13 protein-coding genes and 1 other RNA gene are annotated in these 15456 nt (G+C 67.4%); 8 read left to right on the top strand and 6 right to left on the bottom strand.

Annotation, left to right across the window (positions count from 1 at the left end):
* Positions 1 to 21 precede the first annotated feature (21 nt).
* From ffs to LPB142_RS14780, 5 genes are all read right to left on the bottom strand, one after another.
* Positions 22 to 120, bottom strand: an RNA gene (ffs, locus tag LPB142_RS14800) — signal recognition particle sRNA small type.
* Between the two features lie 191 nt (positions 121 to 311).
* Positions 312 to 1076, bottom strand: a complete 765-nt coding sequence (locus LPB142_RS14795; protein WP_071166825.1) for an ABC transporter permease — start codon at positions 1074 to 1076, stop codon at positions 312 to 314.
* The gene (locus LPB142_RS14790; protein ID WP_068765442.1) at positions 1076 to 1864 is read right to left on the bottom strand and encodes an ABC transporter ATP-binding protein; all 789 of its coding nucleotides are present in this window, start codon (positions 1862 to 1864) and stop codon (positions 1076 to 1078) included. Before LPB142_RS14790 ends, LPB142_RS14795 begins: the two co-directional genes overlap by 1 nt.
* 44 nt (positions 1865 to 1908) lie before the next feature.
* Positions 1909 to 2928 carry an ABC transporter substrate-binding protein gene (locus tag LPB142_RS14785; protein WP_071166824.1) on the bottom strand — a complete coding sequence of 340 codons (1020 nt, stop codon included), beginning with the start codon at positions 2926 to 2928 and terminating at the stop codon, positions 1909 to 1911.
* Positions 2929 to 3087: 159 nt separating this feature from the next.
* Positions 3088 to 5034, bottom strand: a complete 1947-nt coding sequence (locus LPB142_RS14780) for a bifunctional 2',3'-cyclic-nucleotide 2'-phosphodiesterase/3'-nucleotidase (protein WP_082872865.1) — start codon at positions 5032 to 5034, stop codon at positions 3088 to 3090.
* A 207-nt stretch (positions 5035 to 5241) separates the two neighbouring features.
* Between LPB142_RS14780 and nudC the strand changes: the two genes are divergently transcribed.
* Both nudC and LPB142_RS14770 read left to right on the top strand, forming a co-directional pair.
* Entirely contained in the window at positions 5242 to 6240 is a 999-nt protein-coding gene (nudC, locus tag LPB142_RS14775; protein WP_071166823.1) for an NAD(+) diphosphatase, read from the top strand.
* A gap of 42 nt (positions 6241 to 6282) precedes the next feature.
* On the top strand, positions 6283 to 6750 hold the full coding sequence (locus LPB142_RS14770) for an SRPBCC family protein (RefSeq protein WP_068765439.1): 468 nt from the start codon (positions 6283 to 6285) through the stop codon (positions 6748 to 6750).
* Positions 6751 to 6752: 2 nt separating this feature from the next.
* Here LPB142_RS14770 and LPB142_RS14765 read toward each other — a convergent pair whose 3' ends face one another.
* Entirely contained in the window at positions 6753 to 7601 is an 849-nt protein-coding gene (locus tag LPB142_RS14765) for a prephenate dehydratase (protein ID WP_232230899.1), read from the bottom strand.
* A 213-nt stretch (positions 7602 to 7814) separates the two neighbouring features.
* Here LPB142_RS14765 and LPB142_RS14760 point away from each other — a divergent pair, with 213 nt between their 5' ends.
* The 6 genes from LPB142_RS14760 to LPB142_RS14735 all read left to right on the top strand — a co-directional run bounded on the left by LPB142_RS14760 (position 7815) and on the right by LPB142_RS14735 (position 15429).
* A complete protein-coding gene (locus LPB142_RS14760) occupies positions 7815 to 8321 on the top strand; it encodes a c-type cytochrome (protein ID WP_068765437.1) in 507 nt (168 codons plus the stop codon).
* 132 nt (positions 8322 to 8453) lie between these two features.
* Positions 8454 to 10334: an extracellular solute-binding protein gene (locus tag LPB142_RS14755; protein ID WP_156894387.1), complete on the top strand. Its 1881-nt coding sequence runs from the start codon at positions 8454 to 8456 to the stop codon at positions 10332 to 10334.
* 28 nt (positions 10335 to 10362) lie between these two features.
* Positions 10363 to 11511 carry a microcin C ABC transporter permease YejB gene (locus LPB142_RS14750; protein ID WP_071166820.1) on the top strand — a complete coding sequence of 383 codons (1149 nt, stop codon included), beginning with the start codon at positions 10363 to 10365 and terminating at the stop codon, positions 11509 to 11511.
* Positions 11508 to 12614 carry an ABC transporter permease gene (locus tag LPB142_RS14745; RefSeq protein WP_071166819.1) on the top strand — a complete coding sequence of 369 codons (1107 nt, stop codon included), beginning with the start codon at positions 11508 to 11510 and terminating at the stop codon, positions 12612 to 12614. The genes LPB142_RS14750 and LPB142_RS14745 overlap by 4 nt, the downstream gene beginning before the upstream one ends.
* A complete protein-coding gene (locus tag LPB142_RS14740) occupies positions 12611 to 14212 on the top strand; it encodes an ABC transporter ATP-binding protein (protein WP_068765433.1) in 1602 nt (533 codons plus the stop codon). The genes LPB142_RS14745 and LPB142_RS14740 overlap by 4 nt, the downstream gene beginning before the upstream one ends.
* Entirely contained in the window at positions 14209 to 15429 is a 1221-nt protein-coding gene (locus LPB142_RS14735) for a glycosyltransferase (RefSeq protein WP_071166818.1), read from the top strand. Before LPB142_RS14740 ends, LPB142_RS14735 begins: the two co-directional genes overlap by 4 nt.
* The last annotated feature ends 27 nt before the right edge of the window (positions 15430 to 15456 follow it).

Genomic DNA, 15456 nt, shown 5'->3' with positions numbered 1-15456 from the left:
GTGTCAAACCGATGAGGAGGAGGGTGAGAGGCTGGACATCGACCCAAGCGGGACTCGTTGCGGCTGCTTCCTTCCGGACCTGACCGGGTTGGCGAGGCGCTCGCCCGCGCCAACCTCTCGAGGGCTCATATAGGGGGGGCGCGCAGGATTCGCAAGCCTTGCCCCGCGACGAGGGCGCAGGGGGCGCTGCCCCCTCTGCCTGCGGCATTCACCCCCGGGATATTTTCGCATCGTTGAAGGGGAGGGGGCCTCTTCAATGATGTCCAAATATCCCGCAGGGGGTCCGGGGGCGGCGCACGCCCCCGGCGCTCTCAACCGGGGCTGCGCTCGGCCCAGCCCGCGAAGATCCGCTCCAGCGCGACGACGGCGTAGTAGAGAACGATACCGAGGAAGGCGAGCGCGATCAGCACCGCGAACATCAGCGGGTAATCGCCGTTCGTCTCGCCCGATTTGAAAAGCGCGCCGAGGCCGCGGCCATGGGGGGAGACGATTTCCACGAGGTTCGTGCCGATGAAGGCGAGGGTCACCGCGACCTTCAGCGCGCCGAAGAACTCGGGCAGGGTTTTCGGCAGGGCGATTTTCCGGAAGATCGTGAATTTCGAGGCGCCGAGGGCGGCCAGAATATCGCGATATTCGGGTTCGAGGGTGGAGAGGCCGATCGAGACCGAGACCGCGATCGGGAAGAACGAGATCAGGAAGGCCATCAGCACGGTGTTGAAATCATGCTGGCCGATGAAGAGGAGCGCCAGCACCGGCACGAGGGTTGCCTTCGGGATCGCGTTGAAGCCGACGAGGAGCGGGTAGAGCCCCTCGCGGGCGATTTTCGAGAACCCCATGACCATGCCCAAAAGCGTGCCCGCGACCACCGCGATGGCGAGGCCGAGCACCGTGCGCCAGAGCGTCTGCCAGCCCATCGTGAGGAACAGATGGCTGTATTTCCAATAGGCTTCGGGCAGGTCGGAGGGCGAGGCCATGACGTAATTGGGCCAGTCGTTGATCCAGACGATGCCCTCCCAGAGCATCAGGAAGACGAGGATCGCGAGCAGGGGGACGATGATTTTCTGGGCCTTGTCCATCAGTGGGCGCCTCCGTCGCGGCCTTGGGCGATGCGGATCTGGTCGCGCAACAGGTGCAGCATCTCGACGGCTTTGGGCTCGTAGAGGATGTCGATCGTGCGGTCGGCAGGCAGATCGACATCGAGCACATATTGGGTGCGCGCGGGGCGGCCCGAGAGCACGATCACCTGATCGCCGAGGAACACGCTTTCGCGCAGGTCATGGGTGATCAGGATGCAGGTGAAGGGCTCGGCCGCGCGCAGATCGCGCATCGTCTGCCACAGATCCTCGCGGGTGAAATTGTCGAGCGCGCCGAAGGGTTCATCCATGATCAGCACCTGTGGCTTGTGCACGATCGCGCGGCACAGGCTGGCGCGCTGGCGCATGCCGCCGGAAAGCTCGGAGGGGCGTTTCTTCTCGAAGCCCTTCAGCCCGACCATGGCGAGCAGATGCTCGGCGCGGGCCTCGGCCTCGGCGCGGGGCATCTTCGGCGCGACGATCTCGAGCGGCAGCATGACGTTTTCGAGGATCGTGCGCCATTCGAGCATGACCGGGTTCTGAAACGCCATGCCGACGGTCTTGCGCGGGCTCGAGACCTCCTGGCCGTCGAGCACGACCGCGCCTCCATCGGGGCGCATCAGCCCCGAGACGAGCCGCGTCAGCGTCGATTTCCCGCAGCCCGAGGGGCCGACGACCGCGCAGAACTCGCCCTGGCCGACCTCGACATCGAGCCCGTCGAGCACCGGCAAGAGCCCGTTGCGGGTCTTGTAGGCGTGTTTCACGCCCTTGATATCTATGAATTTTGTCATGCGCCCACCCCGGAAGAGGACGGGGGCCCGAAGGCCCCCGCCGGTTATTGCAGCATCAGGCTGCCATCTTTGGGCAGGTAGCTCGGGTCGAAATAGAGGGCCGCGTCGGGGGTGGCCTTGAACTCATAGACCGAGCCCGTCTGGTCGATCGCCTTGGCAAAACGCGCCGGGTCGACCGCGCCGATGCCGTGCTCCTTGACGTAATCGGTCAGCACGTTGTCCTTGATCGCCATCTCGAGGCGCCGGGTCTCGAGCGCCTTGTCGGCGGCGACATTGCGCGTCATCAGGCTGTCGATGGCGGTTTCGGGGGCGGAGATCGCGTCTTTCCAGCCCTTCGCGGTGGCGCGCAGGAAGCCGGTCACCACCTCGGGGTTGGCCTTGGCGAACTCGGTGTTGACGAGAATCGCATTGCCGTAAAGCGCGACGCCGTAATCGGCCATCAGGAGCACCTTGAGGTCGTCCTCCGGCACGCCGAGGCGGATCGAGGAGAGCGTCGAGGTGAAGGAGAAGCCGGTCACCGCGGCGACCTTGCCCTCGGCGAGCATCGGCTCGCGCACCGGGAAGCCGACCGGCTCGACGGTGATCTTCGTCATGTCGAGGCCCTGCTCGGCGGCAAAGATCGGGAACTGCGCCCAGGCGCCATCGGGCGGCGGCGCGCCGAGCACCTTGCCCTCGAGATCCTTCGGCGTCTCGATGCCGAGCGATTTGCGCCCGACCACCGCAAAGGGCGGCTTGTCATAGACCATCATCACCGCGGTCACCGGGGCGCCGGGGTTCTGGTCGAGGAATTTCATCAGCGAGTTGATGTCGGAAAAGCCGAACGGATAGGCGCCGGTCGCGACCTTCGGGATCGCGTCGAGCGAGCCCGCGCCCTCGGAGATTTCCACATCGAGCCCCTCGGCCTTGTAATAGCCCTTGTCGAGCGCGAGGAAATAGGGCGCCGCGGGGCCTTCGAATTTCCAGTCGAGCGTGAAGGGGATTTTGGTCTCGGCGAGCGCGGGGGCGCTCAGCGCGGTGCCGATCAGCGCGGCGGCGCCAAGCGCGCGCAGGGTGCGGTGGAACATCTCGATCTCCGTCTTTGGTTCGGGATGATCCTGCGAGCTTGCCGGGCGCGGCGTAAGGGCGGCGCCACGGTCGGGCGGCGCGGCGCGGGGTGAAAGCTTATCAAGCGGTCAAAAATTCAACCCATGCACAAATTTGCATCAAAAGGCGAAGCTCGCCGGTCAGAGATGCAGGCGAATCCGCAAGAACCCCTGCGTGTCGAGGCCGAGGGTCTCATGGCGGTAGGCGTCGATCTCGCCCAGAAACGGCGCCGCGCGGGGGCTGGTGCGGAACAGCACGCTGGTGCCCGGCATCGGCGCGAAGCGCCAGATCGGCCGGGGCGGGGTGCGCGGCACCGGCGAGGTGGCGCTCAGATGGGTGATCAGCGCATCGAACGAGGTTTCGGCGGGGCCGAGGTTGAGCGCGGGGCGCTGCGGGCGGATGAAATGGCCCGCGCCGGCGCTGCGATAGCTGTTGGTGGCGAGGATGAAGCGCGCCTGCGGGTCGAGCGGCGCGCCCTGAAACCGCAGATCGCGGATCCGGCGCGCCGAACCGTTGCGCAGCCGCCCGTCGGTGGGCGAAAACCGCGCGGGCTGGGTCAGGTCGATCTCATAGGTGAGCCCCGCGATCACGTCGAAATTGTAGCAGGGGAAGTCGAGGTTCAGCAGCTGTTGGTCGGCCCGGCCGGGGGTGATGCGGCGGAACATGCCCGCGGCGCGCTCGAGCCAGTCGCGCAGCTCGGCGCCGGTGAGTTCGAGCGCGCTGACGACATTGGGGAAGGCGTAAAGATCGGTGATATGGCGGATGGTGAGCGGGCCGGGGGGCAGCTCGAGGTAATGATCGGGCCCGCCGCGGCCGCCGCATTTGAACGGCGAGACCGCGCTCAAGAGCGGCAGCTCGGCCTGCGGGCGGCCGATCAGGCGGGCGCGGACATGGGCGGCCTGCGCCTCGGCGACGAGGGAGAGCGCGGCATCGGGGGCGATTTGCGAGAAGAAGCTGTGCAGCGGCGCCGTCAGCGTGCCGATCGCGCGTTTGGTATATCGCAGGGTTTCGCGGTGGGCCTCGGCGTTGAGCGCGAGGATCCCGGTGTCCTCGGCCACCAGCGGCGCGGCCGGGCAGCCCGGCGCGGGGCGGCGGCTGATCGCGCGCAGCTCGGTGCGGAAATCGCGGATCCGCCAGCCCGCCGGCCCCTCCTCGAGGGTGAGATCCATCACCCCCAGATGCGAGCCCCAGCGCCCCGGGATCATCGCGGGTTTGCCTGCCAGCGTGCCGCGCACAGGGTCGATGCCGCCGCCCTCGGCGATATCGGGGCCGGGGAAGCACAGGTGGTTATGGCCGCACAAGAGCACGTCGATCCCCTCGATCCGCGCCAGCGGCAGCGCGAGGTTTTCGTTGTCGCAATCGAGCTCGGGCAGCGGCAGGGCCGCGGCGATGCCGGTATGGGCCAGCGCGATCACGAGATCGGGCTTTTGCGCGCGCAGCGCCGGCAGATGCGCCCGCGCCGCCGCGAGCAGGCCGCGCGCCTCGAGCTGGCCCTCGAGGTGGATGCGGTCCCATTCGACGAATTGCGCGGGCAGGCAGCCGATCACCCCGATCCGCAGCTTGCGGCGCGCGCCGTGGCTGTCGGTGAGCTCGCGCTCGAGGATCGTCCAGGGCGGCAGCAGGGTCTCGTCCTCGGCCGGGGTGGCGCCGACGCGGCGTACCGCATTGGCGCAAACGAGCGGGAAGCGCGCCCCCGCCAGCGCGCGCCTGAGGAACCCGAGCCCGAAGTTGAAATCGTGGTTGCCCGGCGTCGCGGCGTCATAGCCCACCGCGTTCATCGCCGCGATCATCGGGTGGATCTCGCCCGGGCCAAGGCCGCGCACCTGCGCCCAATATTGCATCATCGGCGTGCCTTGCAGGAAATCGCCGTTGTCGAAGAGCAGGCTGGCCTCGACCTCGGCGCGAGCCTGCGCGATCAGCCCGGCGAGGCGCGCAAGGCCGACCGAGGCGCTGGGCGCGTTGGCGGCGTAATCATAGCCCTGGATATGGCCGTGCAGATCCGTCGTCTCGAGCAGTCGCAGCGATACGACCGGGGGCGCTGGTGTCTCGGGCTGGCCAGAGGGGGGCTGGTCAGGAGGTTCTGCCATCGAATTGCCTTCTGTCCGCGACGGATCGCGGGGGGGGGAGAGGGGGCGGCCCGGGGGCCGCAACTCAACCTAGGGTAGTTTTCCGCCGAGGCCCAGCCCTGAATTAACTCTCTGGCCCGGTTCAGCTTTTGGCGCGGCATCTGTGCAACGCTGCTGGTCAAGGCGCGCGGTCCGTGCCAAGAGAAAAGCGCTGTCGAGGAGGTTCTCATGCCGTCATCCGCGCCTGTTTCGCCCCGGCCGGGGCTTGCCTTCGAGGCTTCGGGGTTTGACCGCGCCGCGCATCTGCGCGCCGACCCGCAGGCGCTTGCCGCGCTGCGCGCCGCGGCGGCGATCTTGCCGGTCTGGCGCGGGCGGCCGCTCTTTGCGGGGCCGGGGGCGCGGGGCGTCTCGGGGCCTGTCGGCGCGGGGCTGGCGGCGCTCGACGCGGATCATGTGATCTTCGAGGCCAGCCGCGCGGAGATCTTCCTCGGGCTGTCCGAGGGCAGGGCGGTCTTTGCGCGCGATGTCTCGGGCTGGCATCCGGGCGGCGATCTGCCTGACCCGGAGGCGTTTTTCGACGCGAGCGAGCACAGCCACCCCGACCTGCCCGAAGGCGCGCGCTTTGCCGAGCTGCGCGGCCAGATGACCGCGCTCGACGCGCGCGCGGCCGAGCTTGCGGCGACGGCGCGGGGGCTTCTGACCTGGCACGCGCGCCATGGCTTCTGCCCGGCCTGCGGGGCGGCGACCGAGCCGGAGGCGGCGGGCTGGCAGCGGCGCTGCACCGGCTGCGGGGCGGTGCAATTCCCGCGCATCGAGCCGGTCGCGATCATGCTCGTCACCCGCGGCAATGCGGTGCTGCTCGGGCGCAGCCCCGGCTGGCCCGAGGGGATGTATTCCTGCCTTGCGGGGTTCATGGAGCCCGGCGAGACGCTCGAGGCGACGGTCGCGCGCGAGGTCTTCGAGGAGAGCGGCGTGCGGGTCGGGGCGGTGCGCTTCCTCGCCTCGCAGCCCTGGCCCTTCCCCGCCTCGCTGATGCTCGGCTGTCACGCCGAGGCGGTGAACGCCGAGATCACCCTCGACCCCGCCGAGATCGAGGATGCGCTCTGGATCAGCCGCGAGCGCCTCGCCGAGGTCTTTGCCGGCACCGACCCTGTGATCCGCGCGCCGCGCGCCGGTGCAATTGCGGGCTGGATGCTGCGGCAATGGCTTGCGGACCGGCTGGTTTGACGGCAAAGCTGCGCCAAAGCCCCAAGCCTGTCAGGAGAGCGCATGAAACTGTCGACGCGCGAGGATATCGAGCTGCCTGCCGAGGCGCTTTTCGACGAGCTGTGCGATGTGTCGCGGTTCGAGCGCGCCGCGCTCAAGCGGGGGGTGTCGCTCAAGCGGCTCGATACGCTTTCTGCGCCGGGGGCGGGGATGTCGTGGGACATCGGCTTCCGCTTCCGCGGCAAGCCGCGCCAGATCCTCGCCGATCTGCGCCGCTTCGAGCGGCCCGAGGCGCTTGATTACGCGGGCGAATCGTCCTCCTTCGCGATGGTGCTCGAGCTGCGGATGGTGGCGCTGTCGCGGTCGCGCACGCGGCTCGTGGCGGCGCTCGAGGTCAAGCCGCGCACGCTCGGCGCGCGGCTGATGATCCAGTCGGCCAAGCTCGGCCGCGCCAATCTCGAGCGCAAATTCGCCGAGCGGGTGAAGCTCTTCGCCCGCGCGCTCGAGATGAAGGGCGCCGCTGAGGGCTGAGATCAGTCGTTGCGGCGCCGGTCGGAGGGATAGACCCCGAGCAGGTTGAGATGCGCGGTGAAATAGCGCAGCTCATCGAGCGCGAGCGCGACATTGGGGTCTTCGGGGTGGCCCTCGATATCGGCGTAAAAGCGGGTTGCGGTGAAATTGCCGTCGACCATGTAGCTCTCGAGCTTGGTCATGTTCACGCCATTGGTCGCAAAACCGCCGAGCGCCTTGTAGAGCGCGGCGGGGATGTTGCGCACCTCGAAGACGAAGGTGGTCATCATCGGCCCCTCGCCGCGGCGGGTGAGATCGGGCGCGCGGCCCATGATCAGGAAGCGCGTGGTGTTGTGGCCGTGGTCCTCGATATCGCGGGCGAGCACCTCGAGGCCGTAGATCTCGGCGGCGAGTTCGGAGGCCAGAACGCCCTCATGCGGCGTGCGGCTCTCGGCCAGCGCGAGCGCGGCGCCCGCGCTGTCGGCGGCGGCGATGCCGGTGATGTTGTGGGTTTTCAGAAACCGCGCCGATTGCGGCAGCAGCACGAGATGGGCGCGCACCTTCTCCACCGCGGAAAGCGGCGTGCCCGGCAGGCTCATCAGCGAGATCCGCACCCGCAGGAAATGCTCGCCCAGGATATGCAGCCCCGATTCCGGCAACAGCCGGTGGATATCGGCCACGCGCCCATAGGTCGAATTCTCGACCGGCAGCATCGCGAGATCGGCGCGGCCCGAATTGACCGCCTCGATCACCTCCTCGAAGGTGGCGCAGGGCAGCGCCTCCATCTCGGGGCAGGTCTCGCGGCAGGCCTCGTGCGAATAGGCGCCCGGCTCGCCCTGAAACGCGATCCGTCCGGTTTTCATCTGGCTCATCTCGTCCTCCCTGCTCGTGCGGCCAGCCTTAGCGCGCGGGCGCCGGTGAGAAAAGCGGCATTCGCCGTGCGCGGGCCGCGGGGCGCGCGCGAAACTGCGAAAATCCGCCGCTGTTAGCGGGATCGGCGGGCGCGGCGCGGCAAAGATCCCTTGAAAGCGGGGGGCAAAGGCGGATACATGCGCTCAACTGAACAGCCATATCAGGGAAGAGCCATGTTCAAGAATATTCTCAAGGCAGTCGTGGGCGTGGTCGGCGCCGGGCTGTTCCTTATCGTCGTCTCGAAAGCCTCGGATGCCCTCTTCACCCTGAAGGCGCAGCCCACCGGCGAGAACGTCGTGGCGATGACCGCGGCGCCGGGCGGCGCGGGCGGCGATGCGGCCCCGGCGGAAGAAGAGGTGGCTGTCGTGCTCGGCGCGGGCGATGCGGCCAAGGGCGAGAAGGTGTTTGGCAAGTGCAAGGCCTGCCACAAGGTCGACGGCACCAACGCCACCGGCCCGCATCTCGACGGCGTTGTCGGCCGCGCGGTCGGCTCGGTCGCCGATTTCGCCTATTCGGATGGCGTGAAGGCCCATGGCGGCGTCTGGACGATCGAGATGCTCGACGCCTGGCTCGCCAAGCCGAAGGATTACATCCCGGGCAACAAGATGGCCTTCGCCGGCCTGCCCAAGGACGAAGACCGCTACAACGTGATCGCTTACCTGCAATCGATCAGCCAGTAAGCCGCGCAAGCCGCGCAAGGATCAGGCCGCGCCCCCGGGTGCGGCCTTTTTCGTTCTGCCTCACGCAGTTGCGCCTTGCGCCCGCGGGGCGGGGGCTTTTAGCTGGGCGAAAGCGATGAAGGGGAGGGCCGGATGGCGGTTGCACGGGCGGTTGAGATGCGGGCGGCGGGGCTGCGCGCGGGGCTGACGGGGCTGATGGTGGGCGCGGCGCTTCTGGCGGGGCTCGGCACGGCGCGGGCCGAGGAGGTGATCACGGCCTCCGCGATCGCGACGCTGGGGGAGCTGAAATATCCCCCCGATTTCGCCCATCTCGATTACGTCAACCCCGAGGCCCCGAAGGGCGGCGAGATCTCGGAATGGGCGCCGGGCGCGTTTGACAATTTCAACCCCTACACGCTCGAGGGCCGCGCCGCCGCGCTCTCCTCGATCGGGCATGAGACGCTGCTCACCGGCACGGCCGATACCGTCGGCGAGGCCTATTGCCTCTTGTGCGAGAGTTTCGACTATCCGCCCTCGAAGGATTGGGTGATCTTCACGCTGCGCGAGGGGATCACGTTTTCCGACGGCACGCCGATGACCGCCGAGGACGTGCTCTTTTCCTATGAACAGCTGCGCGACAAGGGGCTGTCGAGCTTCCGCGCGGTGGTGGCGCAGCAGATCGCCTCGGCCGAGGTGCTCGACGCGCGGCGGATCAAATTCACCTTCACCGCCGAGTATCCGCGCCGCGATATCATCCAGGCGGCGGGCGGGCTGCCGGTCTTCTCGAAGGCGCAGTTCACCCGCGACGGCATCGACCTCGCGAAATCCTCCGACAAACCGCTGATCGGCTCGGGGCCCTATCTGTTCGACAGCGCGCGCGAGGGGCGCACGGTGGTCTGGAAGCGCAACCCCGATTACTGGGGCGCCAAGCTGCCGATCAACCTCGGGCGGGCGAATTTCGACAAGATCCGGGTCGAATATTACGGCGATTATCAGGCCGCTTTCGAGGGGTTCAAGGCGGGCACCTACACGTTCCGCAACGAGGCCAGCTCGCTGATCTGGGCAACGGGCTATGATTTCCCGGCCTATCAATCGGGCGCGGTGGTCAAGGCCGCGCTGCCCGACGGCAATATCGCCTCGGGGCAGGGCTTCGCCATCAACCTGCGCCGCGCGCAGTTCCAGGATATCCGCGTGCGCGAGGCGCTCGGGCTGATGTTCAACTTCGAATGGTCGAACGAGACGCTCTTCTACGGGCTTTACGCCCGGGTGAACTCGATCTGGGAGAACTCCGATCTCGCCGCGACCGGCAGGCCCTCGCCGGAGGAGCGCGCGCTGCTCGCGCCCGTGGCCAAGGATCTGCCCGCGGGGGTGCTGGAGGCGCCGGCGGTCACGGCGCCGGTCTCGGGCGCGCGCCAGCTCGACCGGGGCAACCTGCGCAAGGCCTCGGCGCTCCTCGATGCGGCGGGCTGGGAGGTCGGCGCGGATGGCATGCGGCGCAACGCGGCCGGGCAGATGCTCAAGGTCGAGATCCTCAACGACAGCCAGACCTTCGACCGGGTGATCAACCCCTATGTCGAGAACCTGCGCGCGCTCGGCGTCGATGCCTCGATGGCGCGGGTCGATGATGCGCAATATGAAAACCGCAGCCGCAGCCATGATTACGACCTGATCACCGCGCATTTCGGCCAAGGCGAGATCCCCGGCGCGGATCTGCAGCAATATTTCGGCTCGGGGTCGGTGGACGATGTGTTCAACGCGATGGGGCTGGCGAACCCGGCCATTGACGCGCTGATCGCCAAGGTCGAGGCGGCGACGACCCATGAGGAGCTGGTGCCGCGGGTCCATGCGCTCGACCGGGCGTTGCGCGCGCTCCATTTCTGGGTGCCGCAATGGTTCAAGGCCACCCATACGGTCGCCTATTTCGACATGTATGAGCACCCCGAAACGCTGCCGCCCTATGCTCTGGGCGAGCTCGATTTCTGGTGGTATAACCCCGAAAAAGCCGAAAAACTGAAGGCCGCCGGGGCGTTCTGAGCGGGCTCAACGGAGAGGCAGGGCAGGCATGGGCGCCTATATCCTGAGGCGGTTGCTTCTGGTCATCCCGACGTTGATCGGGATCATGGTGATCAACTTCACGCTGACGCAATTCGTGCCGGGCGGGCCGATCGAACAGATCATCGCGCGCGTGCAGGGCGAGGCGGATGCGATGCGCAACCTCTCGGGCGGGGGCGATGCGGGCGCGGGCCAGGGCGGTGTCGAGGAGAGCGGCTATCAGGGCGCGCGCGGCATCTCGCCCGAGCTCCTTGCCCAGCTCGAGGTGCAGATGGGGTTTGCGCGCATCACCTGCCCGCCGGGCCATGCGCCCGATCTGAAAGACCCCGCCTGCGTGAAGGAAAAGATCCCCGCCTGGCAGCGGTTCTTCCTCATGATGGGCGATTATCTGCGCTTCGATTTTGGCAAGAGTTTCTTTCATAATCAGACGGTTGTGGAGCTTGTCCTCGACAAGATGCCGGTCTCGATCACGCTCGGGCTCTGGTCGACGCTGCTCGCTTATCTGATCTCGATCCCGCTCGGCATCCGCAAGGCGGTCAAGGACGGCACGCCGTTCGACACCTGGACCTCGGGCGCGATCATCGTCGGCTATGCGATCCCGTCGTTTCTCTTCGCGGTGATGTTGATGGTGCTGTTCGCGGGCGGGTCGTTTTGGAAGATCTTCCCGCTCAGGGGGCTGACCTCGGACAATTTCGCCGAGCTCAGCCTGATGGGCAAGGCGCTCGATTACCTGTGGCACATCTGTCTGCCGGTCGCCGCCACCACGATCGCGAGCTTTGCGACCATGACGCTGCTGACCAAGAACTCGTTTCTTGACGAGATCAACAAACAATATGTGGTAACCGCCCGCGCCAAGGGCCTGAGCGAGAGCCGCGTGCTCTACGGCCATGTGTTCCGCAACGCGATGCTGATCGTGATCGCGGGCTTCCCGGCGACCTTCCTCGGCGTGTTCTTCGGCTCCTCGATCATCGTCGAGACGATCTTCTCGCTCGACGGGCTGGGGCTTCTGGGCTTCCAGGCGGCGGTCGAGCGCAATTACCCGGTGATCTTCGGCACGCTTTACGTCTTCGGGCTGATCTCGCTCGTGGTCGGCATCCTCTCCGACCTGACCTATGCCTTCGTCGACCCCCGGATCGATTTCGAGCGGAGGCAGGGATGAGACTGAGCCCGCTCAACGCGCGCCGCTGGCGCAATTTCAAGGCCAACCGCCGCGCGCTCTGGTCGCTGGTGATCTTCGGCACGCTCTTCGTGCTTTCGCTCTTTGCCGAGCTTCTGGCCAATGACAAACCGATCCTGGTGAGCTACCGCGGCGCGCTCTACCTGCCGGTTTACAAATTCTACCCCGAGACCACCTTTGGCGGCGATTTCCGCACCGAGGCGATCTATCGCGACCCGGCGGTGCAATGTCTGATCGTGACCGGCGGGCGCGAGGAATGCTGGGATACGCCCGAAGACACGATGGCCGAGGCCCGCGCCACCGGCATGGTCGGCGGCGAGGCGGTGGAGCGCGGGTGGATGATCTGGCCGCCGATCCGCTACCATTACCGCACGATCAACAATGTCGGCGCCGCGCCCTCGGCGCCTGATGCCGCGCATTGGCTGGGCACCGATGACACCGCGCGCGACGTGCTTGCGCGGGTGATCTACGGCTTCCGCACCTCGATCCTGTTCGCGCTGATCGTGACCGCGGTGTCCTCGCTGATCGGCATCGCGGCGGGGGCGGTGCAGGGCTATTTCGGCGGGCGGGTCGATCTCGTGCTGCAACGGCTGATGGAGATCTGGTCCTCGACCCCCTCGCTTTACGTCATCATCATCCTCTTCGCGATCCTCGGGCGCAGCTTCTGGCTGCTGGTCTTCGTCACCATCCTCTTCGGCTGGCCCGCGCTCACCGGCGTGGTGCGCGCCGAATTCCTGCGCGCGCGCAATTTCGAATATGTCCGCGCGGCGCGGGCGCTTGGGGTCTCCGACCGGGTGATCATGTTCCGCCATATCCTGCCCAATGCGATGGTGGCGACGCTGACCATGCTGCCCTTCGTGATCACCGGCGCGATCTCCGGCCTCGCGACGCTCGATTACCTCGGCTATGGCCTGCCGAGCTCGGCGCCGAGCCTGGGCGAGCTTGTCCTGCAAGGCAAACAGCACCTGCAGGCGCCCTGGCTCGCCTTCACCGCCTTCTTCACCTTCTCGGCGATGCTCTCGCTTCTGGTCTTCATCTTCGAGGGCGTGCGTGACGCTTTCGACCCGCGCAAGGTGTTCAAATGAGCCGCCCCGATCCTGTTCTCGAGGTCTCGGACCTGCGTGTGATCTTCCGTCAGGACGGGCGCGATGTGCCCGCGGTCAAGGGGGTGAGCTTTGCCGTCGGGCGGGGCGAGACGGTGGCGCTGGTGGGCGAATCCGGCTCGGGCAAATCGGTGACGGCGCTCTCTTCGGTGGCGCTTCTGGGCCCGAATGCGCGGATCGAGGGCTCGATCCGCTACGGCGGGCGCGAGATGGTCGGCGCCCCGGCCGAGGTCTTGCGCGCGGTGCGCGGCAACGACATCTCCTTCATCTTCCAGGAGCCGATGACCTCGCTCAACCCGCTCCACACGATCGAAAAACAGATCGCCGAGAGCCTCGCGCTGCATCAGGGGCTGACGGGGGCGGCGGCGCGCGCGCGGGTGGTGGAGCTTCTCGCCCGCGTCGGCATCCCCGAGCCCGAGACGCGGCTCGCCGATTACCCACATCAGCTCTCCGGCGGCCAGCGCCAGCGGGTGATGATCGCGATGGCGCTGGCCAACGGGCCTGAGCTTCTGATCGCCGATGAGCCCACGACCGCGCTCGATGTCACTATCCAGGCGCAGATCCTCGCGCTTCTGGCCGAGCTCAAGCGCGATCTCGGCATGAGCCTGCTCTTCATCAGCCATGATCTCGGCGTGGTGCGGCGCATCGCGGACCGGGTTTGCGTCATGCAAAACGGCGAGATCGTCGAGCAGGGCCCGGCGGAGGAGATCTTCGCCAACCCGCAGCACCCCTATACGAGGAAGCTCCTCGCCGCCGAGCCGCAGGGCCGCGCCGAGCCGCTCGACCCGGGGGCCGAGGAGCTCCTCTCGGCCGAGGATCTGAAGGTCTGGTTCCCGGTCAAGCGCGGCTGGCTGCGCCGCACGGTCGGGCATGTGAAGGCGGTGAACGGCGCGAGCCTGCGGCTCAAGGCGGGCGAAACCCTAGGGATCGTGGGGGAATCTGGCTCCGGCAAGACCACGCTCGCGCTCGCGCTGATGCGGCTGATCGAGAGCGAGGGGCCGATCGTGTTTCTCGGGCGCGAGATCTCGGGGCTGGCGGCGCGGGCGCTGCGGCCCTTGCGGCGCGATATGCAGATCGTGTTTCAGGACCCGTTCGGCGCGCTCAGCCCGCGGATGACGGTCGAGCAGATCATCGCCGAGGGGCTGGGTGTGCATGGCGTCGAGCCCGGCCGCAACCGCCGCGAGATGGTCGCCGAGATCATGGAGGAGGTCGGCCTCGACCCCGCGGTGATGAGCCGCTACCCGCATGAATTCTCGGGCGGCCAGCGCCAGCGGATCGCGATCGCGCGGGCGATGATCTTGCGCCCGCGGGTGGTGGTGCTCGATGAGCCGACCTCGGCGCTCGACATGACGGTGCAGGTGCAGATCGTCGAGCTTTTGCGCGGGCTGCAGCGCCGCCATGGGCTGGCCTATCTCTTCATCAGCCACGATCTGCGCGTGGTGCGGGCGCTCGCGCATCAGGTGATGGTGATGAAGCGCGGCGATGTGGTCGAGCAGGGCAGCGCCGAGGAGATCTTTGCGCAGCCGAAAACCGCTTATACAAAGGATCTGATTGCCGCCGCGCTCGGAGAGATTGTTTGAAGATCCTGTTCGTTCACCAGAATTTCCCCGGCCAGTTCCCCCATCTCGCGCCCGCGCTCGAGGCGCGCGGCCATCATGTTCTGGCGCTGACGACCGAGACGAACACCCGCCCCTCGCCGGTGAAAGTGCTGAAATATCGCAAGCCCGCCGAGGTCAAGATCGAGCCGCGGCTGACGCGGATGTATGCCGATTGCGCCGAGCGGGGGCTGAAGGCGGCGCTCGCGGCGCGGCAGCTGCGCGCGCGGCACAATTATGTGCCCGATGTGATCTTTGGCCATTCGGGCTGGGGCGAGACGCTGTTTCTCAAGGAGGTCTGGCCCGAGGCGCGGCTCCTCGTCTATGCCGAGATGATGTATCAGACCTCGGGCCTCGACACCGATTTCGACCCGGAATTCGCCCGCCCGGCGTTCGAGTCGCGCGTTTCGACCACGGCGCGTTCGGCGCATCTGATCCAGTCGATGGTGCAGGCCGATGCCGCGCTCTCGCCGACCGAGTTTCAGGCCGCAACCTTCCAGCCCGAGTTCCGCCCGAAGATCACCGTCTGCCATGACGGGATCGATACCGCGCGGGTCTGCCCCGATCCGCAGGCGCGGCTCGCGATCCCGGGGACCGATCTGGTCTTCAAACCCGGCGATGAGGTGATCAGCTTCGTCAACCGCTCGCTCGAGCCCTATCGCGGCTATCACAGCTTCCTGCGCGCGCTGCCCGAGGTGCTGGCGGCGCGGCCCGGGGCGCATGTGGTGCTGATCGGCGAGGAGGGGCAGAGCTATGGCGCGGCGCCCGGCGGCGGGCGGAGCTGGAAGCAGATCTTCCTCGAGGAGGTCAAGGACCGGCTCGATCTGAGCCGCGTACATTTCCTCGGCCGCGTGCCTTACCCGACTTATCTGAGCCTGCTGCAGGTCAGCCGGGTGCATGCCTATCTGACATATCCTTTCGTGCTGAGCTGGTCCTTGATGGAGAGCCTCGCGGCGGGGTGCCATGTGATCGGCTCGGATACCGCGCCGGTGCGCGAGGTGATCCGGCCGGGCGAGAACGGGCAGCTCGTCGATTTCTTCGATATCAAGGGCTGGTCGGCGCGGCTGATCGAGGCCCTGGCCGAGCCCGAGCGCTTTGCGGCCCTGCGCGCGCAGGCGCGGGCCGATATCGTGGCGCGCTATGATCTGAACGCGGTCTGTCTGCCGCGGTTGATCGACTTCGTGGAGCGGGCCGGGGCCTGATCCGGCGTGCCGCGCTTGATGCGGCGG

The organism is Rhodobacter xanthinilyticus, from assembly GCF_001856665.1.
Lineage (GTDB): Bacteria > Pseudomonadota > Alphaproteobacteria > Rhodobacterales > Rhodobacteraceae > Rhodobacter > Rhodobacter xanthinilyticus.
This window is presented reverse-complemented; position numbering and strand designations above follow the sequence as displayed.

Coding starts and splice junctions, on each gene's coding strand:
- LPB142_RS14795 (WP_071166825.1), bottom strand. CDS start 1,076: ATGGACAAGGCCCAGAAAATCATCGTCCCCCTGCTCGCGATCCTCGTC.
- LPB142_RS14790 (WP_068765442.1), bottom strand. CDS start 1,864: ATGACAAAATTCATAGATATCAAGGGCGTGAAACACGCCTACAAGACC.
- LPB142_RS14785 (WP_071166824.1), bottom strand. CDS start 2,928: ATGTTCCACCGCACCCTGCGCGCGCTTGGCGCCGCCGCGCTGATCGGC.
- LPB142_RS14780 (WP_082872865.1), bottom strand. CDS start 5,034: ATGGCAGAACCTCCTGACCAGCCCCCCTCTGGCCAGCCCGAGACACCA.
- nudC (WP_071166823.1), top strand. CDS start 5,242: ATGCCGTCATCCGCGCCTGTTTCGCCCCGGCCGGGGCTTGCCTTCGAG.
- LPB142_RS14770 (WP_068765439.1), top strand. CDS start 6,283: ATGAAACTGTCGACGCGCGAGGATATCGAGCTGCCTGCCGAGGCGCTT.
- LPB142_RS14765 (WP_232230899.1), bottom strand. CDS start 7,601: ATGAGCCAGATGAAAACCGGACGGATCGCGTTTCAGGGCGAGCCGGGC.
- LPB142_RS14760 (WP_068765437.1), top strand. CDS start 7,815: ATGTTCAAGAATATTCTCAAGGCAGTCGTGGGCGTGGTCGGCGCCGGG.
- LPB142_RS14755 (WP_156894387.1), top strand. CDS start 8,454: ATGGCGGTTGCACGGGCGGTTGAGATGCGGGCGGCGGGGCTGCGCGCG.
- LPB142_RS14750 (WP_071166820.1), top strand. CDS start 10,363: ATGGGCGCCTATATCCTGAGGCGGTTGCTTCTGGTCATCCCGACGTTG.
- LPB142_RS14745 (WP_071166819.1), top strand. CDS start 11,508: ATGAGACTGAGCCCGCTCAACGCGCGCCGCTGGCGCAATTTCAAGGCC.
- LPB142_RS14740 (WP_068765433.1), top strand. CDS start 12,611: ATGAGCCGCCCCGATCCTGTTCTCGAGGTCTCGGACCTGCGTGTGATC.